Annotated in this window: 30 protein-coding genes and 2 tRNA genes; 10 read left to right on the top strand and 22 right to left on the bottom strand. The window is 58.5% G+C overall.

Annotated features, from left to right (window positions below; translation table 11 throughout):
- Positions 1-66: 66 nt before the first annotated feature.
- The gene (locus tag DXY10_RS03875; RefSeq protein WP_115016408.1) at positions 67-648 is read right to left on the bottom strand and encodes a phycobilisome polypeptide; all 582 of its coding nucleotides are present in this window, start codon (positions 646-648) and stop codon (positions 67-69) included.
- Positions 649-1,074: 426 nt separating this feature from the next.
- Complete coding sequence (locus DXY10_RS03865) at positions 1,075-1,617, bottom strand: CpcT/CpeT family chromophore lyase (RefSeq protein ID WP_115016404.1); 543 nt, start codon at positions 1,615-1,617, stop codon at positions 1,075-1,077.
- A 318-nt stretch (positions 1,618-1,935) separates the two neighbouring features.
- On the opposite strand from DXY10_RS03865, the gene DXY10_RS03855 reads away from it, so the two are divergent.
- Positions 1,936-2,193 carry a hypothetical protein gene (locus DXY10_RS03855; RefSeq protein ID WP_170953946.1) on the top strand — a complete coding sequence of 86 codons (258 nt, stop codon included), beginning with the start codon at positions 1,936-1,938 and terminating at the stop codon, positions 2,191-2,193.
- Between the two features lie 9 nt (positions 2,194-2,202).
- On the opposite strand, the gene DXY10_RS03850 is transcribed toward DXY10_RS03855, so the two are convergent.
- The 11 genes from DXY10_RS03850 to psbB form a co-directional block, all read right to left on the bottom strand.
- Positions 2,203-2,436: a hypothetical protein gene (locus tag DXY10_RS03850; protein WP_371410912.1), complete on the bottom strand. Its 234-nt coding sequence runs from the start codon at positions 2,434-2,436 to the stop codon at positions 2,203-2,205.
- Between the two features lie 15 nt (positions 2,437-2,451).
- A tRNA-Phe gene (locus DXY10_RS03845) sits at positions 2,452-2,524 on the bottom strand.
- The gene (locus DXY10_RS03840; protein WP_115016400.1) at positions 2,515-3,231 is read right to left on the bottom strand and encodes a ComF family protein; all 717 of its coding nucleotides are present in this window, start codon (positions 3,229-3,231) and stop codon (positions 2,515-2,517) included. Before DXY10_RS03840 ends, DXY10_RS03845 begins: the two co-directional genes overlap by 10 nt.
- A gap of 46 nt (positions 3,232-3,277) precedes the next feature.
- The gene (locus DXY10_RS03835) at positions 3,278-3,550 is read right to left on the bottom strand and encodes a DUF2470 domain-containing protein (RefSeq protein WP_115016399.1); all 273 of its coding nucleotides are present in this window, start codon (positions 3,548-3,550) and stop codon (positions 3,278-3,280) included.
- A 217-nt stretch (positions 3,551-3,767) separates the two neighbouring features.
- Positions 3,768-5,021, bottom strand: coding sequence for an FGGY-family carbohydrate kinase (locus DXY10_RS03830; RefSeq protein WP_115016398.1), 1,254 nt, complete (start codon positions 5,019-5,021; stop codon positions 3,768-3,770).
- 6 nt (positions 5,022-5,027) lie between these two features.
- Positions 5,028-6,254, bottom strand: coding sequence for a methionine adenosyltransferase (metK, locus tag DXY10_RS03825; protein WP_115016396.1), 1,227 nt, complete (start codon positions 6,252-6,254; stop codon positions 5,028-5,030).
- A 37-nt stretch (positions 6,255-6,291) separates the two neighbouring features.
- Positions 6,292-7,110, bottom strand: a complete 819-nt coding sequence (locus tag DXY10_RS03820; RefSeq protein WP_115016394.1) for an HAD family hydrolase — start codon at positions 7,108-7,110, stop codon at positions 6,292-6,294.
- A gap of 16 nt (positions 7,111-7,126) precedes the next feature.
- Complete coding sequence (locus DXY10_RS03815; RefSeq protein ID WP_115016393.1) at positions 7,127-8,221, bottom strand: 30S ribosomal protein S1; 1,095 nt, start codon at positions 8,219-8,221, stop codon at positions 7,127-7,129.
- A gap of 100 nt (positions 8,222-8,321) precedes the next feature.
- On the bottom strand, positions 8,322-8,798 hold the full coding sequence (gene nrdR / locus DXY10_RS03810) for a transcriptional regulator NrdR (protein WP_115016391.1): 477 nt from the start codon (positions 8,796-8,798) through the stop codon (positions 8,322-8,324).
- Positions 8,799-8,971: 173 nt separating this feature from the next.
- A complete protein-coding gene (locus DXY10_RS03805; RefSeq protein WP_028953714.1) occupies positions 8,972-9,067 on the bottom strand; it encodes a photosystem II reaction center protein T in 96 nt (31 codons plus the stop codon).
- A 21-nt stretch (positions 9,068-9,088) separates the two neighbouring features.
- A complete protein-coding gene (psbB, locus tag DXY10_RS03800; protein ID WP_115016389.1) occupies positions 9,089-10,648 on the bottom strand; it encodes a photosystem II chlorophyll-binding protein CP47 in 1,560 nt (519 codons plus the stop codon).
- 253 nt (positions 10,649-10,901) lie between these two features.
- Between psbB and DXY10_RS03795 the strand changes: the two genes are divergently transcribed.
- Both DXY10_RS03795 and psbM read left to right on the top strand, forming a co-directional pair.
- Positions 10,902-11,357 carry a 2Fe-2S iron-sulfur cluster-binding protein gene (locus DXY10_RS03795; protein WP_115016387.1) on the top strand — a complete coding sequence of 152 codons (456 nt, stop codon included), beginning with the start codon at positions 10,902-10,904 and terminating at the stop codon, positions 11,355-11,357.
- Positions 11,358-11,450: 93 nt separating this feature from the next.
- A complete protein-coding gene (psbM, locus tag DXY10_RS03790) occupies positions 11,451-11,555 on the top strand; it encodes a photosystem II reaction center protein PsbM (RefSeq protein WP_115016385.1) in 105 nt (34 codons plus the stop codon).
- Between the two features lie 27 nt (positions 11,556-11,582).
- Here psbM and DXY10_RS03785 read toward each other — a convergent pair whose 3' ends face one another.
- Positions 11,583-12,431 carry a universal stress protein gene (locus DXY10_RS03785; RefSeq protein ID WP_115016517.1) on the bottom strand — a complete coding sequence of 283 codons (849 nt, stop codon included), beginning with the start codon at positions 12,429-12,431 and terminating at the stop codon, positions 11,583-11,585.
- Positions 12,432-12,483: 52 nt separating this feature from the next.
- Here DXY10_RS03785 and DXY10_RS03780 point away from each other — a divergent pair, with 52 nt between their 5' ends.
- From DXY10_RS03780 to DXY10_RS14450, 5 genes are all read left to right on the top strand, one after another.
- Positions 12,484-12,939 carry an acyl-CoA thioesterase gene (locus DXY10_RS03780; RefSeq protein ID WP_115016383.1) on the top strand — a complete coding sequence of 152 codons (456 nt, stop codon included), beginning with the start codon at positions 12,484-12,486 and terminating at the stop codon, positions 12,937-12,939.
- Between the two features lie 76 nt (positions 12,940-13,015).
- On the top strand, positions 13,016-14,083 hold the full coding sequence (gene dprA, locus DXY10_RS03775; protein ID WP_115016381.1) for a DNA-processing protein DprA: 1,068 nt from the start codon (positions 13,016-13,018) through the stop codon (positions 14,081-14,083).
- Positions 14,084-14,091: 8 nt separating this feature from the next.
- Positions 14,092-14,988 (top strand): peptide chain release factor N(5)-glutamine methyltransferase, encoded by an 897-nt coding sequence (gene prmC / locus DXY10_RS03770; protein WP_115016379.1) that lies wholly within the window; start codon positions 14,092-14,094, stop codon positions 14,986-14,988.
- A gap of 27 nt (positions 14,989-15,015) precedes the next feature.
- Positions 15,016-15,648, top strand: coding sequence for an L-threonylcarbamoyladenylate synthase (locus DXY10_RS03765; RefSeq protein ID WP_115016377.1), 633 nt, complete (start codon positions 15,016-15,018; stop codon positions 15,646-15,648).
- Positions 15,636-15,794: a hypothetical protein gene (locus tag DXY10_RS14450; RefSeq protein WP_170955690.1), complete on the top strand. Its 159-nt coding sequence runs from the start codon at positions 15,636-15,638 to the stop codon at positions 15,792-15,794. Before DXY10_RS03765 ends, DXY10_RS14450 begins: the two co-directional genes overlap by 13 nt.
- A gap of 44 nt (positions 15,795-15,838) precedes the next feature.
- Here DXY10_RS14450 and DXY10_RS03760 read toward each other — a convergent pair.
- The 7 genes from DXY10_RS03760 to ctpZ form a co-directional block, all read right to left on the bottom strand.
- Positions 15,839-15,910, bottom strand: a tRNA-Thr gene (locus DXY10_RS03760).
- The gene (locus DXY10_RS03755) at positions 15,901-16,143 is read right to left on the bottom strand and encodes a response regulator transcription factor (RefSeq protein ID WP_115016515.1); all 243 of its coding nucleotides are present in this window, start codon (positions 16,141-16,143) and stop codon (positions 15,901-15,903) included. The genes DXY10_RS03760 and DXY10_RS03755 overlap by 10 nt, the downstream gene beginning before the upstream one ends.
- A 61-nt stretch (positions 16,144-16,204) precedes the next feature.
- On the bottom strand, positions 16,205-16,486 hold the full coding sequence (gene minE, locus DXY10_RS03750) for a cell division topological specificity factor MinE (protein ID WP_115016375.1): 282 nt from the start codon (positions 16,484-16,486) through the stop codon (positions 16,205-16,207).
- A gap of 5 nt (positions 16,487-16,491) precedes the next feature.
- Positions 16,492-17,307 carry a septum site-determining protein MinD gene (gene minD, locus DXY10_RS03745; RefSeq protein ID WP_115016374.1) on the bottom strand — a complete coding sequence of 272 codons (816 nt, stop codon included), beginning with the start codon at positions 17,305-17,307 and terminating at the stop codon, positions 16,492-16,494.
- Between the two features lie 63 nt (positions 17,308-17,370).
- A complete protein-coding gene (gene minC / locus DXY10_RS03740) occupies positions 17,371-18,087 on the bottom strand; it encodes a septum site-determining protein MinC (protein ID WP_115016372.1) in 717 nt (238 codons plus the stop codon).
- Between the two features lie 44 nt (positions 18,088-18,131).
- Positions 18,132-19,403 (bottom strand): HD domain-containing protein, encoded by a 1,272-nt coding sequence (locus DXY10_RS03735; RefSeq protein WP_115016513.1) that lies wholly within the window; start codon positions 19,401-19,403, stop codon positions 18,132-18,134.
- 8 nt (positions 19,404-19,411) lie between these two features.
- The gene (gene ctpZ / locus DXY10_RS03730; protein WP_115016370.1) at positions 19,412-20,677 is read right to left on the bottom strand and encodes a carboxyl-terminal processing protease CtpZ; all 1,266 of its coding nucleotides are present in this window, start codon (positions 20,675-20,677) and stop codon (positions 19,412-19,414) included.
- A 59-nt stretch (positions 20,678-20,736) separates the two neighbouring features.
- Between ctpZ and petB the strand changes: the two genes are divergently transcribed.
- Both petB and petD read left to right on the top strand, forming a co-directional pair.
- Positions 20,737-21,393: a cytochrome b6 gene (gene petB / locus DXY10_RS03725; protein ID WP_115016368.1), complete on the top strand. Its 657-nt coding sequence runs from the start codon at positions 20,737-20,739 to the stop codon at positions 21,391-21,393.
- Between the two features lie 48 nt (positions 21,394-21,441).
- Positions 21,442-21,924, top strand: a complete 483-nt coding sequence (petD, locus tag DXY10_RS03720) for a cytochrome b6-f complex subunit IV (RefSeq protein WP_115016366.1) — start codon at positions 21,442-21,444, stop codon at positions 21,922-21,924.
- A gap of 56 nt (positions 21,925-21,980) precedes the next feature.
- On the opposite strand, the gene DXY10_RS03715 is transcribed toward petD, so the two are convergent.
- Entirely contained in the window at positions 21,981-23,474 is a 1,494-nt protein-coding gene (locus tag DXY10_RS03715; protein WP_115016364.1) for a glycoside hydrolase 100 family protein, read from the bottom strand.
- Positions 23,475-23,618 lie beyond the last annotated feature (144 nt).

Here is a 23,618-nt window from a genome sequence, read left to right as displayed (position 1 = left end):
AGACTTGCTGGGTAAAAATACTTGGGTTGCATCCTCACCCCTGCAAGCAGGTGGCCGCTCGCATCCTTAGCAGCTGTTCATTGAAGTTTGATTGAGTTGCTCTCTCATGTGCTGAAAGGCTTGCTGGGCGCACTCTGCTTCTTTGCGGTTGGACGTTGCATCGAGTCGTGTCTTGCAGAGTTCCTCAAGGGTTTCTAGAGCCAGGTTCATGCCGTCCATCGGCACGGCCATGAATGCGTAAAGCGCGCGTACGGCTTTCATGCCCTCATCGTCAGTGCAGTGCGGGCAAGAAGATGCGACTGCATAGATGCACACACGTAGAAAATTCCAGCAATCTCTCCAGCATGCTTCGGCACGTTGCTCGGGGTGCAGGCCCCCACCCGGGAGAATCAGTTCCGGATGGTTTTTAATCAATTGCGTTTTTGTTTGGTTAACCAAATGCTCTGCTGCCTCCTGGAGAGCAACAATGGCGCTTGGGTCTGTGCCTGACCAGCGGCAGATTTGATTCACATCGTCTGGGCAGAGCTGCTGTTTGCTTGTGTCTGCAATGTTGATGCGCTTCCGTAGTTCCTCGGGGATGTGGTGATTGTGTTGGAGGCCACAGACCTGAGCTTGTTCGCAGAGTTTTTGGATCTCCTTGCTTTGCATGGCTAGCGCTTTAGCTGTTACGGGCTGAACGGTTCAGCACTGGTGATGCGCTGAGTTGACCATGTCGGTCCAGATAAAATGCCCATGTTGTCTCAGATGCTAGGCCTGGGCAGTGATCTGGTAGCGATCTGGCCAAATTGAGTTCAATGCCAAGGCTGTGTAGAAGGGGCGCAACTTCTTCGGGAGATTCAATCTGAAAGGGGCGAATTGCAGACCCAACCACCCACGTGAGGCAGGTATCTTTAAGGTTGCCGCCGCCATGTTGGCAGGCCAGTAGGAGGTTGCAAGGTGTTGATAGAGATTCAAGGGTTTCGTACCAGAGCCTGATGTCGTCAGGCTTTAGGTCGATGCGAAACCTTGAGCCATTGATTGTGTGAATGACTTCGCCATTCTTGTCGGCTGATTGAAGGAGGGAGTTGAGGTCTGTCATTGGAGGGTTGGGGCGGTTGGCATGTGTGTCTGGGCTTCATTCAGTTTGTTGATCCAGGCTTTTGGTGTTTCAGAAAAGAAATCTTGTGTCTTCTCAAAGCGGAATGGTTCTGTAATTGCAACCCAAAGGTGTTCATGCACGATTCGATCGTGGCCGCGATCGAATCGAAAGCTTGTTGGTGTTTCTTTGATCATGTATGTGCAGCCTTCAAGTCGGTTTAAGTCATCCTCTTGGATCGGTTTGCGTCGTTCCTGGTGACCCATGTCTGCCCAGAACCTCTGGGCTTCTTTGCTGGAATGGTTGTGGATGATCAGCCCGCGTTTTGGGGCGATGTCAGCTCTCGGCGCCCGCACGCGATAGGGATCGGCGGCAGAAATGGCATCGGCCTGCTCCAAAAGAAGAGAGCCTGGACGCCAGTGGGTGAGGGGGTGAAGGCGCACGAGGATGTTCCCGTACAGAGGGGGGGATTCAAAAGCCTGGCGTTTGTTGCTGAAGCTCGCTCTGAGGCCTTGGGTCAGGCGGGTGAGTGATTGATCCATGGCGGAGAGCCCTGTTCAGCTTGTCCTTGCCTGTGTCCATAAGGTGATGCTGCTGATGCTGTTTCGGCTGCATCCTTGTGGAGGTGCTTTGGTGCGCGAGGCATTCTTGACGACCATGGTCGCAGCTAATCCTTTGGCGCTGGACAGGGGGGTGAGGATCGATACGATTCGCCTACTTCGCTGTCGTGAGAAATGGACTTGAAGGCAAACGTGACCGAGGCTTGTTTGCTGCAGCATGTCTGTCGCCAGCTTCATGAAATTACGCATATTGCTGAATCGTTGACGCTTCGGATTCTTGACGTTGAACGACGCTGCCAGATGCTTGAAGAATCCGTTCAGCAAGTCTCTGTCGCAACAGAAAGCGGCGATTTGCATGAGCTGCTTGATGTTGTTGGAGGGCGCTTGACCGACCTCCGCGAAATCCTTCAAGTGGATCAGGCCGAGATCGCTCCCGCTGCTCCCGATGTCATTCAATCTGACCAGGCTTCGGACGATGCGGCTGATCAGTTGATCGAGTTCCAGGAGCCTGAGACGATCTACGTTGATGACCCTCAGATCGATCTTCTGTCGGCCTGATCGTGAACGTCAGCCCAGATCAAGCAGTCTGATTCGGAAATCTGCCACTTTTTTTGCTTGCTCCGGTTCAGATAGGAGGAAGGGATGATCGCTGATGTAGTCAGTGAAGATGGCCTTAACTCTTTCGTCTACGCTGAGATCTTGCTCGGATGGTTTTCTGTTTGATGCCTTCCATGCATCATCAAAGGCCATAGCAAAACTGTCGGCGTTATTAAAAACCCTGTCCATAGTGTGGGCCTTCACCTGTTTGCGTCTCAATGCCAGGACCCAGATTTGAACTGGGGACACGGCGATTTTCAGTCGCCTGCTCTACCAACTGAGCTATCCCGGCCCGTCGCCTTCGCGACTTATGAATTGTAGATCACAGCCGGTCTGTGCAGCCGGCAGGCGCGAGTGCCTGACTGCCTTAGGCGTACGTGCCAGACAGGCGACACCCTGGACATTGATGTTGGATTGCTGGAGCGTCAGGTAAGCCGCATAGGCGGTTGCTCCAGTGGTGAGAATGTCATCGACGATCCACACCCCCTTGCGGGACTGACGTACTTCAATGCTGTTTTCGCGATCGCAATAGAAGCCATCCCTTTGGTTCTGCCAGCGCTGCTTCCGATTCAGATGGTGCTGGCCGACAGCGGCTCGGCATCGCTGCAGTAGAGGCCGATGCTCCCGACCTAAAGCCTTCACCATCAGGTTGGGGATCGGGTTGGCCCGGCTCGCCCGTTTCCAGCTTGGAATGGGAACCAAAACAGCATCGGTTGGCAGGGTTTGGTTGAGAGCGCCGATCAGGGATGCCAGCAATCTTGGCTCTTGGCTTCGCCTTAGCTTGAAGAGGATCTGGCGGAATCGGCCCTCATAGCGGGCTGCTGCTAACCACGGCAGCGGATCCAACCCTTGAAGGGGGATGTCTGCAAGGCTTAGGCACTGCCGACACTTTGGGCACGGCTCTTCTGCATTGGTGAGGCTGGCGAGTGGTTGCATGCAGATGGCGCAGGCCGGTTGGATCAGCAGATCCTGGATCCCTCCGCAGAGTGAAGACCACATCGATCGATTCACAGCTTGCCGAAGCGTTCCCCCCTGTCTGCAGTCTTCAGTCGCTCCTGGGCATGGCCTTCAGCATCGCAACCAGGGTGCGGTGGGCATCATCACTGTCAGTGAGCTGGTGATCAAAGCGAATCTCGACGGCTTTGCCATCGACGTTCAGTTCCATCGCCTCTGGATGCACTGCCGTCATCGAGGCGGACTTGGCGTCGATCATTCCGCCGTAATGCTGGGCATACTGCAGAACAGCTTCTTTGTGATCATCATTCATGTGCCGGCAGATGCGGTCACTAACGGCGGGAGTGAGGGGGTCTGCAGCCATGGATCGTGCGGGGAGTAAGAGGGTGAAGGGCAGCCTTCACGTCTGCGAAGGCGATGATCAGCGAATTAGGAGAAATGCTGCCAGAGCAGGACGCCAAGCCGCATCCCGCTGAAGGTCACGTAGCCGGCTAGAACAATAAACAGGCCGATGGCAAGAGCATCGCGCAATTTGCTGGGCACTGACGCAGGAATCGGATCGACTCCAATTCTCGCTCGGCTCAGGGCCTCGCGGTCAGCCCCTTCCCCTGCAGGTGGTTGAGGGCCAGGCGGGCTACTCCTGCAGCTGGAGGCGTGAGGCAGGTGAGCACCGGGCAGTGGAGGATGCGCTCACGCAAGCGTCTCCATTGAGGGTTGCGGGCACCTCCGCCCAATGTGATCACCCGTTTTGGAGGTTGAGCTCCCAGTTCCGTTAATCGTTTCCATCCCTCAGCTTCGATCCGGGCCATGCCCTCTAGAAGGGCATGGAGGTATAAGCAATCACTCACTGGTCTGGGTGTCAGAACCGGTTGCAGCGTTGGGTCGTCAGAGGGGAAGCGTTCCCCAGGAGCAGGGAGTGGACGAAGCTCTAGGCCACTGGATTGTTCAGGATTGATCTGGCGGCTGAGCTGATCGAGATTGATGCCTGGGAACTGTTGGAGAAGGACGGCTCCGCCGCTGTTGGAGGCGCCACCGCATAGCCATCGACCTGCCACTCGGTGGCTTGTGATGCCAGGGCCTGTCAGGGGCTTGGTTGTGAAGCGCTTTAGCACCAGAGTGCTGCCCAACACCGTGATGCCATCGTTGTCACCGGGATTGGCGGCGAGGACCGCAGCATTGGAGTCTGTGGTGCCTGCCACCACGGTGACATCGCTGCAGAGTCCCAGTTCCTGGGCAGGCTTTGCCGCGAGTCTGCCCAGGTCGCTGCCGCTCGGGCGCACCGTCGGCAGACTGTCTGCCCAGGGCAGAGTTGCAATCGCTTCGTTCCACTGGCCCCGTTCAAGGTCCCAGCCCAGGCGGAGATTGTTGCCTTCTTCCCCCCACTGCCAGTCGTTAAGCAGCCAGCCGTTGATCCAGTCAGCTTGATGGCGGAGCAGCAGCCCTTCCCCGTGCTCTTGGATCAGCCGAAGGGCCCGGGCCAGACTGCCGCTGCAACTGGATGCTGGCCCACCTCCAGGGAGCAGACCCATCAGCGTCTCAGCGAATTCTGGACAGGACTGGGCGTAGCTCAGTGCATGGCCAATGGGCGTGCCGTGATGATCGCAGGCCAGAAGCGTGCCAGAGGTCCCATCGACAGCGATGGCTTGGATGGCTGAGCGAAGGTTGGCTGGGATGGCCTGAATCAGGCTGCGGCAACTGGATTTCCAGTCCTCTGGATGTTGAAGTCCTTGCCGATACGTCGTTGCTGTGTTGTGGAGGATGTGACCGGCTGCATCGATCACCGCAATGCGTACACCGCTGGTGCCCAGATCAATTCCGAGCGCCAGCGGGGTCATGGCATCTCAGCTTTTTTGCAGGGCCTCAGCTTTGGCGCTGACATCCTCCCAGGGCAGGTTGAGGTCGGGGCGGCCGAAGTGTCCATAGGCCGCGGTGTCTTGGTAGAAGCGACCACCGCGTTGTTGTGGGAGGTTGCGTAGACCGAAGGTTTCGATGATTGCGCCAGGACGCAGATCAAAGTGCTGTTGCACCAAGTTGGTTAGCTCAGCATTGCTCACCTTGCCGGTGCCGAAGGCTTCAACCAAGATCGAGACCGGCTTGGCGACACCGATTGCGTAGCTGAGTTGCACCTCCGCACGCTCAGCAAGGCCAGCAGCCACAAGGGCTTTGGCCACATAACGTGCGGCGTAAGCTGCCGAGCGGTCCACTTTGGTGGGGTCCTTGCCCGAGAATGCTCCACCACCGTGACGGGCATAGCCGCCGTAGGTGTCCACGATGATTTTGCGGCCTGTGAGCCCGGCATCGCCCTGGGGACCACCCACCACGAACTTGCCGGTGGGGTTAACCAGATACTTCGTGCCTTCACGGCTGGGCTTGAGCGCTAGGTCTGCGGTGGCCGGCTCAACCACATGGGTCCATAGGTCCTCCGTGATGCGCTCACGAATGCCTTGTTCATCACTGATGCCGTCAACTTCGGCAGTGTGCTGCGTGGAGATCAGGATCGTGTCGATCGCAACAGGTTTGTCGTTTTCATAGACGACGCTGACCTGGGTTTTGCCATCCGGGAGGAGGTAGTTGAGGCTGCCGTTGTGGCGAACTTCAGCCAGGCGGCGGGAGAGACGATGGGCCAAGCTGATGGGAAGGGGCATCAGTTCTGGCGTCTCGTTGCAGGCATAGCCAAACATGATCCCCTGGTCGCCGGCCCCCACTTTGTCCAGGGGATCACCGGCATGGTCGTCGGCTTCGTTCACCCCTTGGGCGATGTCGGGCGACTGCTGATCCAGAGCGACCAGTACGGCACAACTCGTGGCATCAAAGCCACCGGCACGGGCTCCGCTGTAGCCGATTTCCTTAATCACATTGCGGACAAGGTGGATGAAGTCCACCTGGGCGTTGGAGGTCACCTCGCCAGTGATCATGCAGAGGCCAGTGTTCACAACTGTCTCGCAGGCGACTCGGCTGGAAGGATCTTGTGCCAACAGTGCATCCAAGACCGCATCACTGACCTGATCGCAGATCTTGTCGGGATGTCCTTCCGTCACCGATTCGGAAGTAAAGACGTATTGGCTCATGAGCGCTCTAGTTCGTCCGAGACTTTAAGGGTTGGTCTCAAGAGCAGTTGCTGCGCCCAGTCACCTTCAGTTCGCTCCAGTGGGTGATGAGATGTTCGTGCTCTGTGAGGTCGGGATCTTGCTGCCAGCCCGCCACATAACCAAGGCTATGGCTGACGCCTGCCTGACGAGCCATCAGCAGATCAGAATCGGCGTCACCGATCAGGGCGCATTGACGGGGGTTCAGCCCCAAGATCTTGCATAGGCCTTGGACGGCCTCCGGATTGGGTTTGCTCGGCAGATCCTCTGCGCTCCAGATGCCGGCGATGTGACCGTCCAGTCCGTGGCTGCGTAAAAAGGCCTGAATACCCGCTCGGGTGTCATTGCTGATCACTGCACAGATGACCCCGGCGTCTCTGAGTTGGTCGATAAATGTTCTTGCCGCTGGTAATAACGGGCTGGATTGCATCGGCTTGTCGAGCTTGGCAAGGCCCAGTTCGTTGTTGACGGCCTCTGCAAAGGTTCGCTCTGCCAGCAGGAGAGCCCTCGGCCAGCTCAGGCCCATCAGGCTGAACACCGTTGCCGTTGCTAGAAGATTGTGTTGCCTCGAGGCCACAGCCAGAAGGCCGTCAGGGCTGACGCCTTGGTCGGAGAGTCCGTAAGCGCGATGGAGTAGCGCCCTGAGCTTTGTTTCAGCAGCACTGTCGCGTTGATCTGAGCCGGCCGTGATGTCGGCATAGCACTGGCAGGCCGCACGGATGCGACTGGTTCCCTGTGTGATCAGTCTGGGTTCGCTATGGGAAAGGGTGCCGTCCTTATCGAACAGCACCCCTTCAATCTCACCCAGAAGCTCGCCCCTAAGCAGCAACTGAGCCATTCATTTCAGGAGATGATCAACCCATCATGCCGCCGTAGGCCTCCTCGCCCTCTTCAGCCTGCTCGAGCAGCATCTGCTTGTAGCGGGCTGCCATCTCCTCTGCCTTGTCGAACACCTTCTGAGGATCGGTGAGCATGTCACCGGGTTCGGGTTCGAGGGCTTTGGTGGAGAGGGAGATGCGTCCCCGCTCGGCATCAAGGTCGATGATCATCACCTTCATCTGATCATTCACGTTCAGCACCGAGTGGGGGGTCTCGATGTGTTCATGACTGATCTCAGAGATGTGCAGCAAGCCACTGACACCGCCGATGTCGATGAAGGCGCCGTAGGGCTTGATGCCACGCACGGTGCCAATCACAACTTCGCCCACCTCGAGGCGGTTCATCTTGCGTTCCACCAGCGCACGGCGGTGGCTGAGCACCAAGCGGTTCCGCTCCTCGTCCACTTCGAGGAATTTCAGTGGCAGGAAGTCGGCCACAAGCTCTTCCTTCGGCTTGCGAGTACTGATGTGGCTGCCAGGAATGAAGCCGCGCAGGCCTTCAACGCGAACCAAGGCACCACCACGGTTGGTGGCGAACACTTCTGAGTAGATCGTGGCGTCTTCTTTCTGCAGTTGACGGACTCGTTCCCAGGCCCGCTGATATTCAATGCGTCGAATGGAGAGAGCGAGCTGACCGTCTTCGTTCTCCTCACTCATGATGAAGAACTCGCGGATCTCTCCGGGTTGCAGCACATCACTGAGGCCTTCGACCCGGTTGATCGAGACCTCTTGCATCGGCATAAAGGCTGCCGTCTTGGCGCCGATATCGATCATCGCCCCTTTCGACTCAAGCGCAAACACCGTGCCATTGACGATGTCGCCGGGCTTGAAGTTGTAGTCGTATTTGCTCAGCAGAGCAGCAAACTCATCAATAGAGAAGCCTGCGCTCTCCAGATCGCTTGGGTTGGCTCGGCTGCTGGGGTCGTCAGCAGTGGGCACATCCTCCGGAATGCTCAGATCCTCTTCGGCGAAGGCTTCAGCCATGGCTTCTGCGCCGGTGGCTTCAATTGCAGCGTCCTGCTCGCTGGTTGCTGCTGGATCCTGAACCTGATCAGTGGAGGTGACAGACATGGAGGGTTGGCGGTCTGCCCTGAGGCAGTGCGAAAAGAAGGATGCTGAGGCCCGCCGACCTCAGGCAATCGATCTTTCATCCTACAGATCAGCCCCAGGCTCAAACGACGACAAGCTTGCCGTTGCTGCTGCTGTGCATGCCTTCGAGGGTGGCGACGAAGTCACTGATTCCCTGAAATTGGCGATAGACAGAGGCGAAGCGCACATAGGCAACTTCATTGAGGTCTTTGAGCTGGTTCAGGACAAGCTCGCCGATCTCTTGGCTAGACACTTCCCTGCTGCTTCGTTGCTGGAGCGACAGCTCAAGTTCATCGACGACATTTTCCAGTCGGTCTGCCGATAAACCGGTTTTTTCACAGGCGCGACCAAGTCCGTGAAGGAGTTTGGTGCGACTGAAGGTTTCACGGTTGCCATTGCGTTTCAATACCGTTATAGGCATCGTCTCCACCCGTTCATAGGTGGTGAAGCGAAATTCGCAATTGAGGCATTCACGCCTCCGCCTCACACTTTTTCCGCCGTCAGCAGAACGGGATTCCAGCACCCGACTATCTGTGTTTTGGCAGGAAGGGCACTGCACGCCCGCGCGGCTCCTTAAATCAAATTTGTTCCAAGTTTAGACGCATTGTCGAGCGATGAGAAGTGGGCGATTCCGTGTTCTTTGGTTTTGCTATCGGCATCAAGGTTTGAATTGATCGTTTTTCCCAATAAAAAACCCCGCCTGATGGCGGGGTTGATTGAAGGAAACCTGAATCACTTGCCGATCTTCGGGGGATCGCGGAATGCGATCGCAAAGAAGAGAGTGGCAATCGCCAGGGTGAGGATGAGGATGTAAGCAAGGCTGTCCATCGAGAGTCTCCGGTAGGGCGATCAGCTAAGAGGTGAGCCTGCCGGGGGCACAAAGCCCTCGGGAAGTCGACGGGTTGAGCGGTCGCCCAGCTTCTGGAACAGACCAAACTCAACTTGTTCGCCAAGATCGGGATCGATACCAGCAAACACGTCGCGATAAAGGGTGCGAGCACCGTGCCAGATGTGTCCGAAGAAGAACAGCAAGGCAAAGACCGCATGCCCGAAGGTGAACCAGCCTCGTGGTGAGCTGCGGAAGGTGCCGTCCGAGTTATAGGTTTCGCGGTCGAATTCAAAGGCTTCACCCAGTTGAGCCTTACGGGCCAGACGCTTCACGACCGCAGGATCAGTGAAGGTTTGTCCGTCGAGAGCTCCGCCATAGACCGTTGCAGTCACTCCTTGTTGTTCGAAGGAGTATTTCGCTTCAGCGCGGCGGAATGGGATGTCAGCGCGGACGATGCCCTCGCTGTCTTCCATCACCACAGGGAAGTTCTCGAAGAAGTTGGGAATCCGACGAACCTGGAGATCACGGCCTTCGCTATCGGTGAAGGAGATATGGCCAACCCAGCCAGTGGCAAGGCCATCACCATTCACCATGGGGCCAACGCGGAACAGGCCGCCCTTGGCAGGACTGTTGCCCACATAGTCATAGAAGGCAAGCTTTTCCGGAATGGCTCCGTAGGCTTCTTTCGCTGAGGCCCCTTCGTCCATTGCGGTTTGGACGCGACGGTTGATCTCTGTTTTGAAGTAGCTCTGATCCCATTGGTAACGGGTAGGGCCAAACAGCTCGATGGGTGTGGCAGCAGCGCCGTACCACATCGTTCCAGCCACCACAAAAGCCGAGAAGAAAACAGCTGCGATGGCACTAGCCAGAACCGTTTCGATGTTGCCCATCCGAAGGGCCTTATAAAGGCGCTCCGGGGGACGGGATGTGATGTGGAAAATGCCGGCAATGATGCCGACGATGCCAGCAGCGATGTGGTGGGCAACAATGCCACCGGGATTGAAGGGATTGAATCCTTCTGGCCCCCAGGCCGGCTGAACCGGTTCAAGGTGACCAGTGATTCCATAGGCATCCGAGACCCACATCCCTGGGCCAAAGACGCCAGTGAGGTGGAAAGCTCCGAAGCTGAAGCAGCCCAGTCCGGCAAGCAACAGATGGATGCCGAAGATCTTGGGAAGGTCAAGAGCAGGTTCCCCTGTGCGGGGGTCCTGCCAGATCTCAAGATCCCAGTAGGTCCAGTGCCAGATGGCGGCCAGCATCAGCAGGCCACTGAAAATGATGTGGGCAGCAGCGACGCCTTCAAAGCTCCAGAAGCCAGGGTCAACACCGGTTTCACCGGTGATACTCCAGCCTCCCCAGCTCCCGGTGACACCGAGGCGGGACATGAAGGGCATCACAAACATGCCCTGACGCCACATCGGATTCAGGACTGGATCCGAAGGGTCAAAAATGGCGAGTTCGTAGAGAGCCATCGAGCCGGCCCAGCCGGCAACGAGGGCTGTGTGCATGAGGTGCACGGCCAGAAGTCGGCCGGGGTCGTTAATGACGACTGTGTGCACCCGATACCAGGGCAATCCCATGGGTCAGGTTCAGGGGAACGAGCTGCCAATGCAGCCAGACCCAGGGATCGTAAGGGTTGTTCCACGGCGTTCGTGCTCTGCTGTCGCGAGCTGCAACGTGTTGTGGCATGGGATTTGGACGCGCAGGCAATCCCCGGGCCCTGTGATGTTGCAGCCTCGAAGCGGCCCCGCTTGATCGGGATGCCCCCGAGCTCCGGTTACAAAACGAAACGCCTGCCCTCAGAATGCACCAATCTCGATCCACCAGTTCGCCATGCCTGTGATCCGATTCGTCCGCGAAGGGCGTGATGTTGAGTGTTATCCAGGCGAAAACCTGCGGGATGTGGCGCTCAGGGAAGGCATCGAGCTTTATGGGCTCAAGGGGCGACTCGGCAACTGCAACGGCTGTGGGCAGTGCATCACCTGCTTCGTTGAGATCTCAGGTGGTGGTTCTGCATCGCTGTCTCCGCGCACGACTGTGGAGGATGCAAAGCTCAAGCGACGTCCTGATGCGTGGAGGTTGGCTTGTCAGTCCTTGGTTGAGCAGTCGGTCATCGTGCTGACCAAGCCTCAGGCTGGTCTTCCGAATCGTGATCTCAAGATCAAGGCTGCCCTTGCCGAGACACTTCCCATGGGCCCTACGGCTTGGCCTGTGATTGAGCCCATTGAGGATTCGGGCGATGAAGGCACCGACGCGACAGCTCCTGCTGGTTCGGCCCAGCCTGGATAGGGGGGAAGCTGCTACGCCCGATGACGAGGGCTGAAGCAACGTTCCGGAAGGTCGCCGAACGGTGATACCTTCCGATTGCATCTTTCATCAGCCATGGAAACCAACGATCTCGGCTTTGTTGCCAGTCTTCTGTTCGTTCTGGTTCCGACTGTCTTCCTGATCATTCTCTACATCCAGACCAATAGCCGTCAGGGTTGAACTGGAGGTATTGCCGGAGCTGGCAGCTCAGCTGCGCTCCGGTTCTCTCACCAGCATCACGGGGGCAGGTGCATGCACCCTGATGTAGTCGCTCACTGAGCCGCCCAACAACTTGTCGAGATCCACAAGGCCACGGGCTACGAGTGGACGTCGGTCTTGGGAGGCAATCACGACAAGATCTGCATTGGTGTCTTTCGCGGCTTTGCAGACCCCCCGACCCACGTCTGCGTCGGTGATATGCATGGGCTTCATCTCTACGCCGAAGCTTCTCGCCCGTTGTACTGCTGCGTTCAGGAGCTCATCACGCTTGTTGTTGGCGCCCCTGGAGGGTGCGAGATCCTGGCGCGCAACATGGACACCGGTGAGCAGGCCGCCGGGGATGTCGCGAACCATTTCGCAGGCCAGCTTGAGGGCGTCATCGCCAACGCCTGTGCCATCCACGGTGACCATCACCCTGTTTACGTGGCGCACGTAAAGGTCATCCCTGACCAGCAGCATCGGACGGGTGGAGAGTTGAAAGACGTATTGGCTCGTGCTGTTGGCGAGAATCGACTGGAGGCGGCCCAGCCCTCTGGATCCCATCACGATCAGATCGGCGTTGAGTTCTTCGGCCACCTTCAGCACGGTTTGCTTGGCGTCGCCGTTGCGAATGATCGAGTTCACTTCAGTGGCATCAAGGCCCATGCGTCCCACCGCTTGGGCCATCAATGACGCGGCAGCTCCCCAGTGCTCTTCAGAGTCAACTGAGCCTTGCTCGGGTACAACGTGGAGCAGGTTGATGCGAGCGGCGCGGAATCCGGGAAGATCGCGCAGCATGCAAACCATCTCCTCCACATGCCCCTTGCCAGAATCGGCGATCAGCAGGTTCTTAAACACGATCTCGTTTTGGCTGTGCTGCAGCCTATGGCGAGACTCCCGCCCCTGAGACATGGCGATTGAGAGCGTTACGACCTCCCCCTGGAAGCTGGAGAAGCGCGTGCTTCCTCAGCACACCGACTACGCCGGAGTGATGTGGCATGGGGCTTACCTGGCTTGGCTTGAAGAGGCCCGGGTTGAGGCGCTTGCTGCCGTGGGTATGCCGTATTGCCGTGTTTCTGGCGAGGGGTATGAGATGCCGGTGGTGCGCCTTCAGCTCCACTACCGGCAGGCGCTTTCCCATGGGGATCGTGTGATTGTTGAGAGTCAGGTGCTTCCGCGTCAGGGTGTTCGATGGCCCTGGCATTCACGCTTTTGTCTCCCGGATGGGACCTGCGCGGCGGAGGCGGAGGTGGAGCTTGTCATCGTGCAGAGCTCGGGAGGAGGTCGCGGGGTGTTGAGACGGCCTCCAGCTTTCCTGGCGCCTGCGTTGGCCGCGCTGACGCAGGGCCCCCAGCCTGTAGACTAGTTCATGCGTACTATTTGATGCTTTGCGGCGATGGTGGTGGGTCTGGAGTCATTGCCCTGGGATTGGCGCGGCGCGGATGGTTCGCTTGCTGGAGCTGGCTGACCGTTATGACACTGACCTTGAGGGCCTCTGGGGGTGGTCGATCGCTCGGTTGCAGGCTGCGTTGGGGTGGCCTGACCATTTGCTCTTAAGCATTAATGCTTATCGAGGTCTGGTGGGGGCCTGTCCGGCTTGTGACCCTCCTGATCAGGTGCTGCTACCGATGGATCGGCACTGGCCAGAAGGGTTTAAGGCCCTCCGCCGTCCACCTTTGAGGATGTTCTGGCAGGGCAATGCCTCTTTGCTGAACGCCTTGGGTTCAGGTCAGGCCGTTGCTGTTGTGGGTTCTCGGCGCCCATCCATGCATGGGTTAAAGGCGGCAGAGCTTCTCGGGGAGGCTTTGGCTCTTGCTGGCTGGCCTGTGGTGAGTGGTTTGGCGGAGGGGATCGATGCTGCTGCCCATCGTGGCTGCCTGCAGGCCGGAGGGCGGCCGGTGGCGGTGCTGGGCACCCCATTGGAGCGGGTCTATCCCCCGGAGCATCATCAGCTCCAGACTGACGTGGCTGAGGCGGGACTGCTCTTCACCGAGCTGGCTCCTGAGTCCAAGGTGCAGCGGTCTAGTTTTGCTTTGCGCAATCGGTTGCTGGTGGCACTGGCCCGTGCTGTGGTGGTGGTTGAGTGCCCCCAAAACAGTGGTGCGCTCATCACTGCCCGGGCCGCGCTGGAGCAAGGGCGCGCGCTTTGGTCCATGCCTGCAGACGTACTGCGTCCTTCCGGTCTGGGAAGCAATCGTTTGTTTCTGGAGGGTGCCAGGCCGTTGCTCGATCCTGACCAGCTGCTGCAGACCCTTGGCCAAGCCCCTCTCGCTGAGTTGCCTTCGTCGGCTGCCTCTAGCCATCCTTCAGGGCGATCCCTGGCGGAAGCCCGGCGGCTGCTACTGCAGCGAGACCCCATGCTCAAGGCCATGCTTGAGGAGGGCGCCACGCTTCAGTGCCTGGCGAATCGCCTTGCTCGCAGTCCTGTTGACCTGGCGGAACAACTCGTGGCGCTTGAGTTGGAGGGTGTCTTGAAAGCGGAGCCTGGCATGCGCTGGCGGCTTGCTTAGCTGGGGCGATGGCATCACGGGTGCTGAGAGGGGAAGACCTGCTGGCCTGGCGTCGTCGTCTGTTAGCGGAGGGAGGTCGCCGGGTGGATCTCGATTGGCTGCTGGATCTTGGTGGCGGCCTGCGTTGGCGAGATCTTCAGAAAGTGCAGCTCGATCCCGGCGGTGTCCAGGTTCGTCTCACCTGTTCACTGGATGCACTGGAGCGATTGTGGTGGCGGCATCGTCATGATCAGATCCCTCTACAGCACCTTGTTGGCCGTTGTCCCTGGCGGCAGTTTGAGCTGTTTGTGTCGCCGGATGCTCTGATCCCCCGTCAGGAAACAGAGCAGCTGGTTGATCTGGCCTTTGCTCTTGGCGCTGCGTGTGAGGCTGAACCCGCGTCGAGGCTTCGGATGTGGGCTGATCTGGGCACGGGCAGCGGAGCATTGGCCCTTGCTCTGGCTGCTCACTGGCCTCAATGGCAGGGGCATGCTGTGGATTGCAGCGCTGCTGCCCTTGCCCTGGCGCGCCGAAATCTGGCCCGATGGGCACCGGATGCTGACTGGAACTTGCACCAGGGATGTTGGTGGGATCCGCTTCGGCCCTGGTGGGGACATTTGAATGTGGTGGTGTGCAACCCCCCCTATATCCCTGAGCTTGTGGTGGATCAACTGGATCCAGTGGTGCGTGATCATGAGCCACGCCTTGCCCTTGATGGAGGCAGTGATGGTCTCCAGAGCTGCCGCACGGTTGTCGCTGGAGCAGCCGTCGCCTTGGCCCCAGGGGGGTGGTTGCTGTTGGAACACCACCATGATCAGAGTGATGCCGTTCTGTCGCTCATGGCTAAGGCTGGGCTGATCGATGCCAGGTCCGAGAAGGATCTTCAGGGCATTCGCCGGTTTGCCGTCGCTCGTCGTGCAGGCTGAGGCAGTTCTGCACCCGTCGGGTTGTTCATGTCAGGTCAGCAGCCGATCGTTCTTTCCAGCGACGCGATTGCCGATCATCTCCTCAAGGGAGGAGCGGCTGTGATGCCCACAGACACACTGCCCGCCATGGCAGCCGTTCCAGCCCATGCCGGTCAGTTATGGAGATTGAAGCGACGCCCGCGGGAGAAGCCCTTGATCTTGATGGCAGCAAGCGGTGAGGTGCTTCTGCAGCTTGCTGTGCCTGAGGCCAAGGCAATGGCCTCCAGCCTCGCCCACCAGCACTGGCCTGGAGCCCTCACGTTGGTCGTGCCGGTCGGCGCTGATCCTGCCGCGCAGGCCATGCTCCAGGCTCTCAACCCAGGTGCCACAAGTCTTGGCCTCCGAGTACCCGCCTGTCAGCAGGCCAGAGCCTTACTGGCCAAAACCGGCCCTTTGGCAACCACCAGCTGCAATCCTGCGGGGGCTGCAGCCGCGCTCAATCCTGAACAGGCCTGTCGCTACTTCCCCCAATTGCCACTGTTGGGCCCGCTGGACTGGCCGCAGCCATTGGGTTTGGCCAGTACCGTTCTCGCCTGGGAGCCTCAGAACCGCTGGCAGATGTTGCGCCAGGGTGCTGTGATGCCAGCAGGAGTGGGTTCTCCGCCGTCATGCTTTGGCTGATCGCATTGGTGTTGGTGCTGCAGAGCCTGGGGTTCTGGTTGGGTGACCCGCTTGTGCACGCAGCAACAGCACTGATCAGCCTGAAAGCTCTCCCCTTGCTGTTGGCGGTGGTGGGGGGCTGGTTGCTGGCTGGCCGTAAGGCCTGATCTCTGTCCCTCTTCAAGGGCGAGAGATCAGGCCATGTCTTTGAAGCCGGCTAACGGATTTGAACCGATGACCTTCGCTTTACAAAAGCGCTGCTCTACCGCTGAGCTAAGCCGGCAACGTCGGAAGTGTACCGGCCTGCTTTGAGCTCTGGAGTTGTTGTTGACCTAACAGCCACACCACCAATTCAAGACGGCTGGTGCATCCAGTTTTGATCAACGAATGGCTCACATGGCTTTCAACGGTGCGCACACTCAGCACCAGTGCATCGGCGATGGCCTGGTTGCTGAGACCCTGCACCAATAGATCGGTGACGGCGCGTTCAGCCGGACTGAGAGAACAACTGGGCATGGCTTCACTGGACACGTTGGGCTGCAGTGAAGATTCCCCGCTCCGTTCAGCCGGCTTGAGATCAGCCTTCGCTTTGGCTCACTGCCAGAGGTCTGCGGATCGGAAGATTGGCCACGAGAGCCGTCACCCGGTCTTCGGTCTCAAGGCTCACGTCGCCCTCGTCGAGGTCGATTTCGACGTATTTAGCCACGACCTCAAAGATTTCGCGTCGCATCTGGTCCAGCAATTCGGGGCTGAGGTCACTGCGGTCATGGGCCAGTACTAATTGCAGCCGATCCCTGGCGGTGCTCGCACTGGCGGGCTGGCGGCGGAGCAGCTTGTCGAGGATTTCGCGCACTGTCATCGGTTTCAGAAGATTTTCTTTTGCATCAGTCGGCGCACCTTGGCGCGAAGGCCACGCCCTTCTTTGGATGGGTCAATCAGAGGAACATCGTCTCCTTGCAGGCGACGAGCCACATTGCCGTAGGCACGAGCTGCTGGGGAACTGCTGCCGTTCAGCGTGAGGGGCTCGCCCCGGTTGGTGCTCACGATCACCTGCTCATCCTCCAGGACGAGACCAAGCAGGGGGAGGGCCAGGATGTCAGTGACATCATCGACCGCCAACATCTCTTGGCTGGCCATCATCTTGGGCCGCACCCTGTTCAGCACGAGTTGAACAGGTTTCACCCCATGGGTGTTGAGCAGTCCGATGACCCGATCGGCATCCCTAACAGCAGACACCTCAGGAGTGGTGATCACGATGGCCTCCTTCGCCGCTGCAACGGCGTTCTTGAAGCCGTCTTCGATGCCTGCTGGACAATCGATCAGCACATAATCGAATTGTTTTTCCAGCATTCCTGCAATCGTCTGCATGTCCTCTGGCTTCAGCCACTCGAGCATGCGGGGATTGCCTGCAGGAAGCAGGGCCAGGTTTGGCTCCTGTTTGTGCTTCACCAGAGCCTGCTCCAGACGGCAGCTCTCAGCAAGCACCTCCTGGGCCGTGAACACGATGCGGTTTTCCAGGCCGAGCAGCAGGTCAAGGTTGCGGAGGCCGAAGTCGGCGTCGAGAACAACCGTGCGAAGCCCCAGCCTTGCCAGGGCGATGCCAAGGTTGGCCGTGAGTGTGGTTTTGCCGACCCCTCCTTTTCCAGAGCAGATCAGGATCGTTCGCGAAGTGGACGCCACGGCTCCCCGGGAAGTCGCGTCACCTTAATGGGGGTTGAAGATTCAGGCCAGCGTTTGTTCGCCTCAGTCCGTCGCTGGGACGGACATCCTTGCTCTCAGGCGAGGATTTGCAGGCTCAATCACGATTTCATTGGCATCGATTCGGGCTTCTTCCGCGAGGCCGGGTTGGGGCCGATCATCCGGTCCACGCGCCACTTGATCAGCAATGCGGAGCTGCAGAGGCCTGAGTTGAAGTGCAACGACTTTGGCGGCACGGTCTCCATCGCGGCCCGCATGGGCGATTCCCCGCAGACGTCCCCAGATCATGACGTCACCAGCTGCCGCGACGTTTGCGCCAGGATTCACATCTCCGAGCACTAAAAGGTCTCCGGCAGTTTCAATCTGCTCGCCTGCACGCAGGGTGCCGCGATGCAGTCGTAACTGCGTTGTGCAATCTGGCTTGGTATCACTGGATTGGTCTCCGCTGTCATCACTGGGAGTGGCATCCGAAGCCATGGGGTCGCTCTCCAGCAGCTGCACGGGCAGGCCGAGGGCTTGGGCACTGATGGCGGTCAGCGGCTCCTGGGTGTGAAAGCTCGCGATCCTGAATCCTTCACCCTGCAACAGTTTGATCAAGGACGACAGATCGCGGCAACGCATCTGCCAGTGATGCGAGATCAAGTTGAGAGATCCAGGCCGAAGCCTTTGCAATTGATCGGGCAAGGTGTCTTTCCAGTGCGCTTGCTTGATGGGTGGGAGCACGAGGCGCTGAAGCAGACCGGAGTTTTGATCAGCTGCCATCAGGGTCTGTATGGAAGGGCAACGGCACGAACCGTTGTTAGACGCTAGGAGGATTGAGCCGCTGCGCCTGCCTCGAGGTTGTCCAGATCATGGCGAAGCTTTGATTGGATCTCACTCGGGTGAATCAGCCAGGCTGTTGCTGCTGGAGTGGAGAGACTGTTGACGAGAGGGGACATCTGTTCCAGTCCGCGTAAGGCCATTCCGTCCCAGAGACGCAGACCTCCCCGGTAGGGGTGATACCCCCGAAGCTGCTGATGGCTTAGCCCGCAGCATTGGTCAGGATTCATCTGGACTGTTTCGCTCAGTCGGCGAGCCAGCGCCAGAGCCTCTAATTGCTGTGCAGGCTCAAGTTGAGCCACGCTGGTGGCCTTGAGCAGCCTGCGGTTTAGGAAGCGAGAACAAAGCTCTGCCAGGGGGGCTGGCCCCTCCTCCGCCCAGCGTTGCAAGTGATAGCCCAGTCGTAGGTCGTCATTGGCGAGGAATGTGCTTGGTGTGATGTCACGGGGGGCCCAGAGCCACGTCTCCATGACGCAATCGCTCCAGACCTGCTCCGGGCCAAGGCGTCGTGCCTCACGGACTAATTGCTGCAGCATCCAGTTACACACCACGTTGAGGCGGTGGGTGTAGACGCTGCGATACATCAGATTGCGAACCACTAAATAATGTTCAACAGCCATCAATCCCTTGGGGGCGATGGCTAAGTCGCCATCTGGAGCCAGTGTCAGGGCGGAAAGAATTCGATCCAGATCCAGTTGTCCGTAGCGGGCGCCCGTGCTGTAGCTGTCGCGCATCAGGTAATCCAGTCGGTCGCAATCGAGCTGACTGCTCACCAGAGCCTTGATCACGCCCCGTTCTGCCTGACCGTGCTCCAGCAGTGAGGCCACGGCAGCTGCGGTGCCGGGGGCGACCCTCTCAAGCAAAGGCTGGATGTCTGCATGCTCTCGCACCAGTCGAGCCGACCAGGTCTCGTGATGGAGGCCGAACATCTCTTCCCCTGTGTGGCTAAGGGGGCCATGGCCTAGGTCGTGCAGCAGGGCTGCTGCATAGAGCACGCCCTTGTGTTGCTCGAGGCTCGGATCCTGGGGAAGCAGATGGTTGAAGGCTTTGCGTGCCAGCTGAAACACCCCGAGGGAGTGGGTGAACCGGCTGGATTCGGCACCATGGAACGTGAGAAAGGCGGGGCCGAGTTGGCGGATCCGCCGCAGTCGCTGGAACGGGGAGCTATCCACCAAACCCATGACCATGGCTTCGGCGGGGTCATGGCCATCCAATTGAATGTTGCCGTGGAGCGGATCGTGATAGGTGCGCGTGGACATCAACGCGGTCACGTGGCGTCCAAGGGCTCGCTGCGATCGAGCATTGCTTCCATGATTCGTTCGGCATCAATCAGCCAGCGATCACCGTCTCCGCCTGGATTCAGCGGTTCTGGTTGGTCCAGCAATCGGTCGGGTTCGAGTCCTTGCCCCTGGATGTCTCTCCCGCTTGGGGTTAGGTATCCGGCCACCGTGACGGCAAGTCCGCTGCCATCGCTGAGGTTGGTGAGGGTCTGGATCAGCCCCTTGCCGAAGGTGCGACTGCCCAGCAGCTGTGACCGCTCATCATCCTGAAGGGCCCCGGCCAGAATTTCGCTGGCGCTGGCGGTCCCCCCATTCACCAACGTCACCATCGGTCCGTCATAGAGGGTTGGGAGGTTGGCTTGGATTGGGTCTGCAATGCCATCGCGATTGCGGGTTTCCACGATTGGTTCGTTGCTGAGGAAGGCATCGGCCACGGCCAGTCCTGCGCTCACAAGTCCGCCTGAATTGTTGCGGAGGTCAAGCACTAGGCCTTCGATTCCCTTGTCGGAAAGCTCGGCAATCGCTTCCTGCACCTGTTGGGGCACCCCTTCGCTGAACTGGGTAATGCGGAGGTAGCCGAGGGTGTGCTCGTCGCGACGCAGCCGCCGGGTGCGCACGGGTCTGAGGTCGACACTACGGCGTTCGAGAGTCAGCTCCTCGTTCGTGCCATCCAGGGCTTCAAGCGTAAGCACCACCTGCGTTCCGGCTTCGCCGCGCAGGCGCGCTGCGGTGGTTTCCAGGCCAAGGCTGGCAGTGGATTCGCCATTCACGGCTAGCACTGCTGTTCCGCTGATGACCTCGGCTTCCGCGGCCGGGGAGCCTTCAAGAGGTGCGATCACCACGACCCTGCCATCAGCGTTCCCATGGGCCAATTGCAACCCCACGCCGCTGAGGCTGCCTTGATTGCTCTCTTTCATTACGGCGTAGTCATCGGGTCGGAGCAGGCGCGTGTAGGGATCCCCCAGTGGCGTCAGCATCGTTTCGATGGCGCCATAGGCCTGTTCACTGCTTTCAATCTTTCCCTCTAAGGCCCTCTGCCGCAGTCGTTTCCAGTGAATTTTGTCGAAGCTCTCTGGGCTCACATAGCTCTGGTTCACAAGCTTCCAGCTCTCCACCACCAGCTGCTGGGCATCGTTGAGCGCCAGTGCCGGCGAGGACCAGGCAAAGCCGGTCAGGAGAAGACTGAGCAGGCAGCAAGCCAGTTGTCGCAAGGCTTTCTTGCGGCGATTAACAGTCGGCAACATCGGCTTCATACCCGGCGCGTTCGCTGGGACGTGTTCAGTAGACTCTCGCAATCCAAGCCCACTTCTGCATGGCGAACTCCTCACCTGTCTACGACTGGTTCCAGGAACGTCTTGAAATTCAGGACATCGCTGACGACATCAGCACTAAGTACGTGCCCCCGCACGTCAACATTTTTTATTGCCTCGGTGGGATCACCCTGGTCTGCTTCCTCATCCAGTTCGCCACTGGATTTGCGATGACCTTCTACTACAAGCCAACTGTGGCTGAGGCTTACACCTCCGTTCAGTACCTGATGTCCGACGTCAGCTTTGGCTGGCTGATTCGCTCCGTCCATCGTTGGAGCGCCTCGATGATGGTGCTGATGCTGATCCTGCATGTCTTCCGCGTCTATCTGACAGGTGGTTTCAAGCGTCCTCGCGAGCTCACCTGGGTGACCGGCGTCACCATGGCAGTGATCACCGTCTCCTTTGGTGTGACTGGCTACTCCCTCCCTTGGGACCAAGTCGGCTACTGGGCAGTCAAGATCGTCTCGGGTGTTCCAGCGGCAATCCCTGTTGTTGGTGACTTCATGGTTGAGCTGCTTCGCGGAGGAGAGAGCGTTGGCCAATCCACTCTCACTCGCTTTTACAGCCTCCACACCTTTGTGATGCCCTGGCTTCTCGCCGTGTTCATGCTCATGCACTTCCTGATGATCAGGAAGCAGGGCATCTCCGGTCCCTTGTGATCCAGCGACTCACGTTCAGCCGCACTCGAACACTCACTGGTCAATTCAATGCACATCCTCAAGAAGCCTGATCTCACCGATCCAAAGCTGCGCGAAAAGCTCGCGAAGGGAATGGGTCACAACTATTACGGTGAGCCTGCCTGGCCTAATGACCTGCTTTATATCTTCCCCGTTGTGATCCTGGGGACCATTGCCTGTGTTGTGGGCCTGGCAGTGCTTGATCCAGCCATGCTTGGTGACAAGGCTGATCCATTCGCGACTCCGCTGGAAATCCTGCCTGAGTGGTACCTCTACCCGGTGTTCCAAATTCTGAGGGTTGTTCCGAACAAGCTTCTTGGCATTGCTTTGCAGACCTTGGTGCCCCTTGGTCTGATGCTCGTTCCGTTCATTGAGAGCTTTAACAAGTTCCAAAACCCCTTCCGTCGTCCAGTGGCGATGGCTGTTTTCCTGTTTGGAACGGTGACCACCATTTACTTGGGGATTGGTGCTGCTCTCCCGATCGACAAGTCCCTCACCCTGGGGCTGTTCTGAGTCGGATCACACACCTCCAACTTCCAACCCGGTTTTCGGACCGGGTTTTTTTGTGGCTAAATCTCTGCTTGCTCCTCTTCTGAGGCGGGGTCATGGTTGGGTAGAAGCTCCTCAAGGTCGAGGATTTCGACATCTTCGGGCCTGGTGCGTAAGAAGTGGTGCAGCAGCAAGAAGCCAACGATGGTCCAGGTTTGGTAGGTCCTTGATTGCTGTCCAACCCAAGTGCCAGTCGGTCCATCAAAGTATTCAGCCCATTGCTGCCTGGGTAACTGGTTGAGCTGACTCCAGTAGCTCTCTTCCAGTAGCGCCTTCATCTGCCCCATCAGCAGCACATCAGCATGGGGATGCCGCCGCTCATGCAACAGGATGGCGGCTCCGAAAAACCAGAGCAGGCTTGGCCAATGGCCGCCATTGTGATAGCTCCAAGGCCAGTTTTTGGGATCTGATCCGGTTTTGTTCTGCCATTCCAGGCCGTCCATCGGTGGATGGCAGATACGCATAGGCATCTGGGCCATTAAGTGATCACGGTTGTGCAGCACCAGGCGGAACAGAGCCCGTTGTTGTGGACTGGTCAGGAGCCCGAACAGGCAGCCGAGGGAATTGCCCAGGCTGTAGAAGCGAAAATCTGGACGTCCTGTCCGGATGTTTCCGATCAGGTAGCCGCCTCTGTTCTCAAGCCAATCCTGCAACCAGTCAGGAATCACCTGAGGCTGCACGTTGAATTCATTCTGGTGCTGATTCTCTCCGTATTGCTCGGTCGGCCGACGCCTCAGCACCTGCATGGTTTTGCTGGTGACCCAGTAGTGCTTGAGAAGGAATTGGCGCAGATCATGCACCCATTGCCTTGTCAGGACCAGGCGCTGATCCAACAGTCGACTGTCGTGGTGGCGTCGGCTCAGCTCCATCAATTTGATGCAACTGCGGAGGGATGCATACAGCAACACCTCCACCTCGAGGGGCGCACCCCAGACGTCCATTGGACGGTCAATCATGAACGCGCAATCCGGCACGAACAGCACCGGTGTGCCTTCGAAGGTGGGGTGAAGGACCAGATCCAACAGCAACTGAACACCGCGTTGCACTTTCTGACTGGAGCCAAATTCTTCGTCTCCACTCCTCTTCACGTAGAGCCAGCAGAGGATTGGCCACCAGAGGCTTGCATCCACGGAGGTGATCCGACCGATGGAGCGCTGGCCATAGTCCGCGATGAGCTCGTTCCCTTCCTCCACAAAGCTGGTGGGGAAGACCCCACGGGTCTGATACGTCGTGCTCTGGAGGTCGAGGCAGACCGTGAGGAAATGACGCACCTCGTCAAATCGCTTCTGGGTCAGCAGGTAGACCATCACCGGCACGTTGTCGCGCAGGAAGATCTCTCCATAATTCAGCGCTTCGTCATGGCTGGGATGTTCCAGCGCAGCAACGCTTCCAGCCACTGAACCTGCGACCTGGATCAGGGTTCGTTCGAAGTGCTCTCTGGCTTTTTCCACCACCTGGTCTTCCTTGGAGCTCGGCCGCACACGTTGGTGCTGCTGGCTGAAGCGTCCTGCCATGGCGCATGGTCTGTTCGTCCTATCTAGAAACTAGTGATGGCAAAGGTTTTGGGTAGTGGAAGCAAGTCTGGAGAAGTGTCGTGTCTCGAAGGGCTTGCGAGTTGGGTGAGTTGTGGGTTATGGTTTTGGACTGCGCGGGAGCCG

It is taken from the genome of Synechococcus sp. UW140 (assembly GCF_900474295.1).
Lineage (GTDB): Bacteria > Cyanobacteriota > Cyanobacteriia > PCC-6307 > Cyanobiaceae > Synechococcus_C.
Note: the sequence above shows the minus strand (reverse complement) of the source record. Positions and strands in the feature narration are given on the sequence as shown.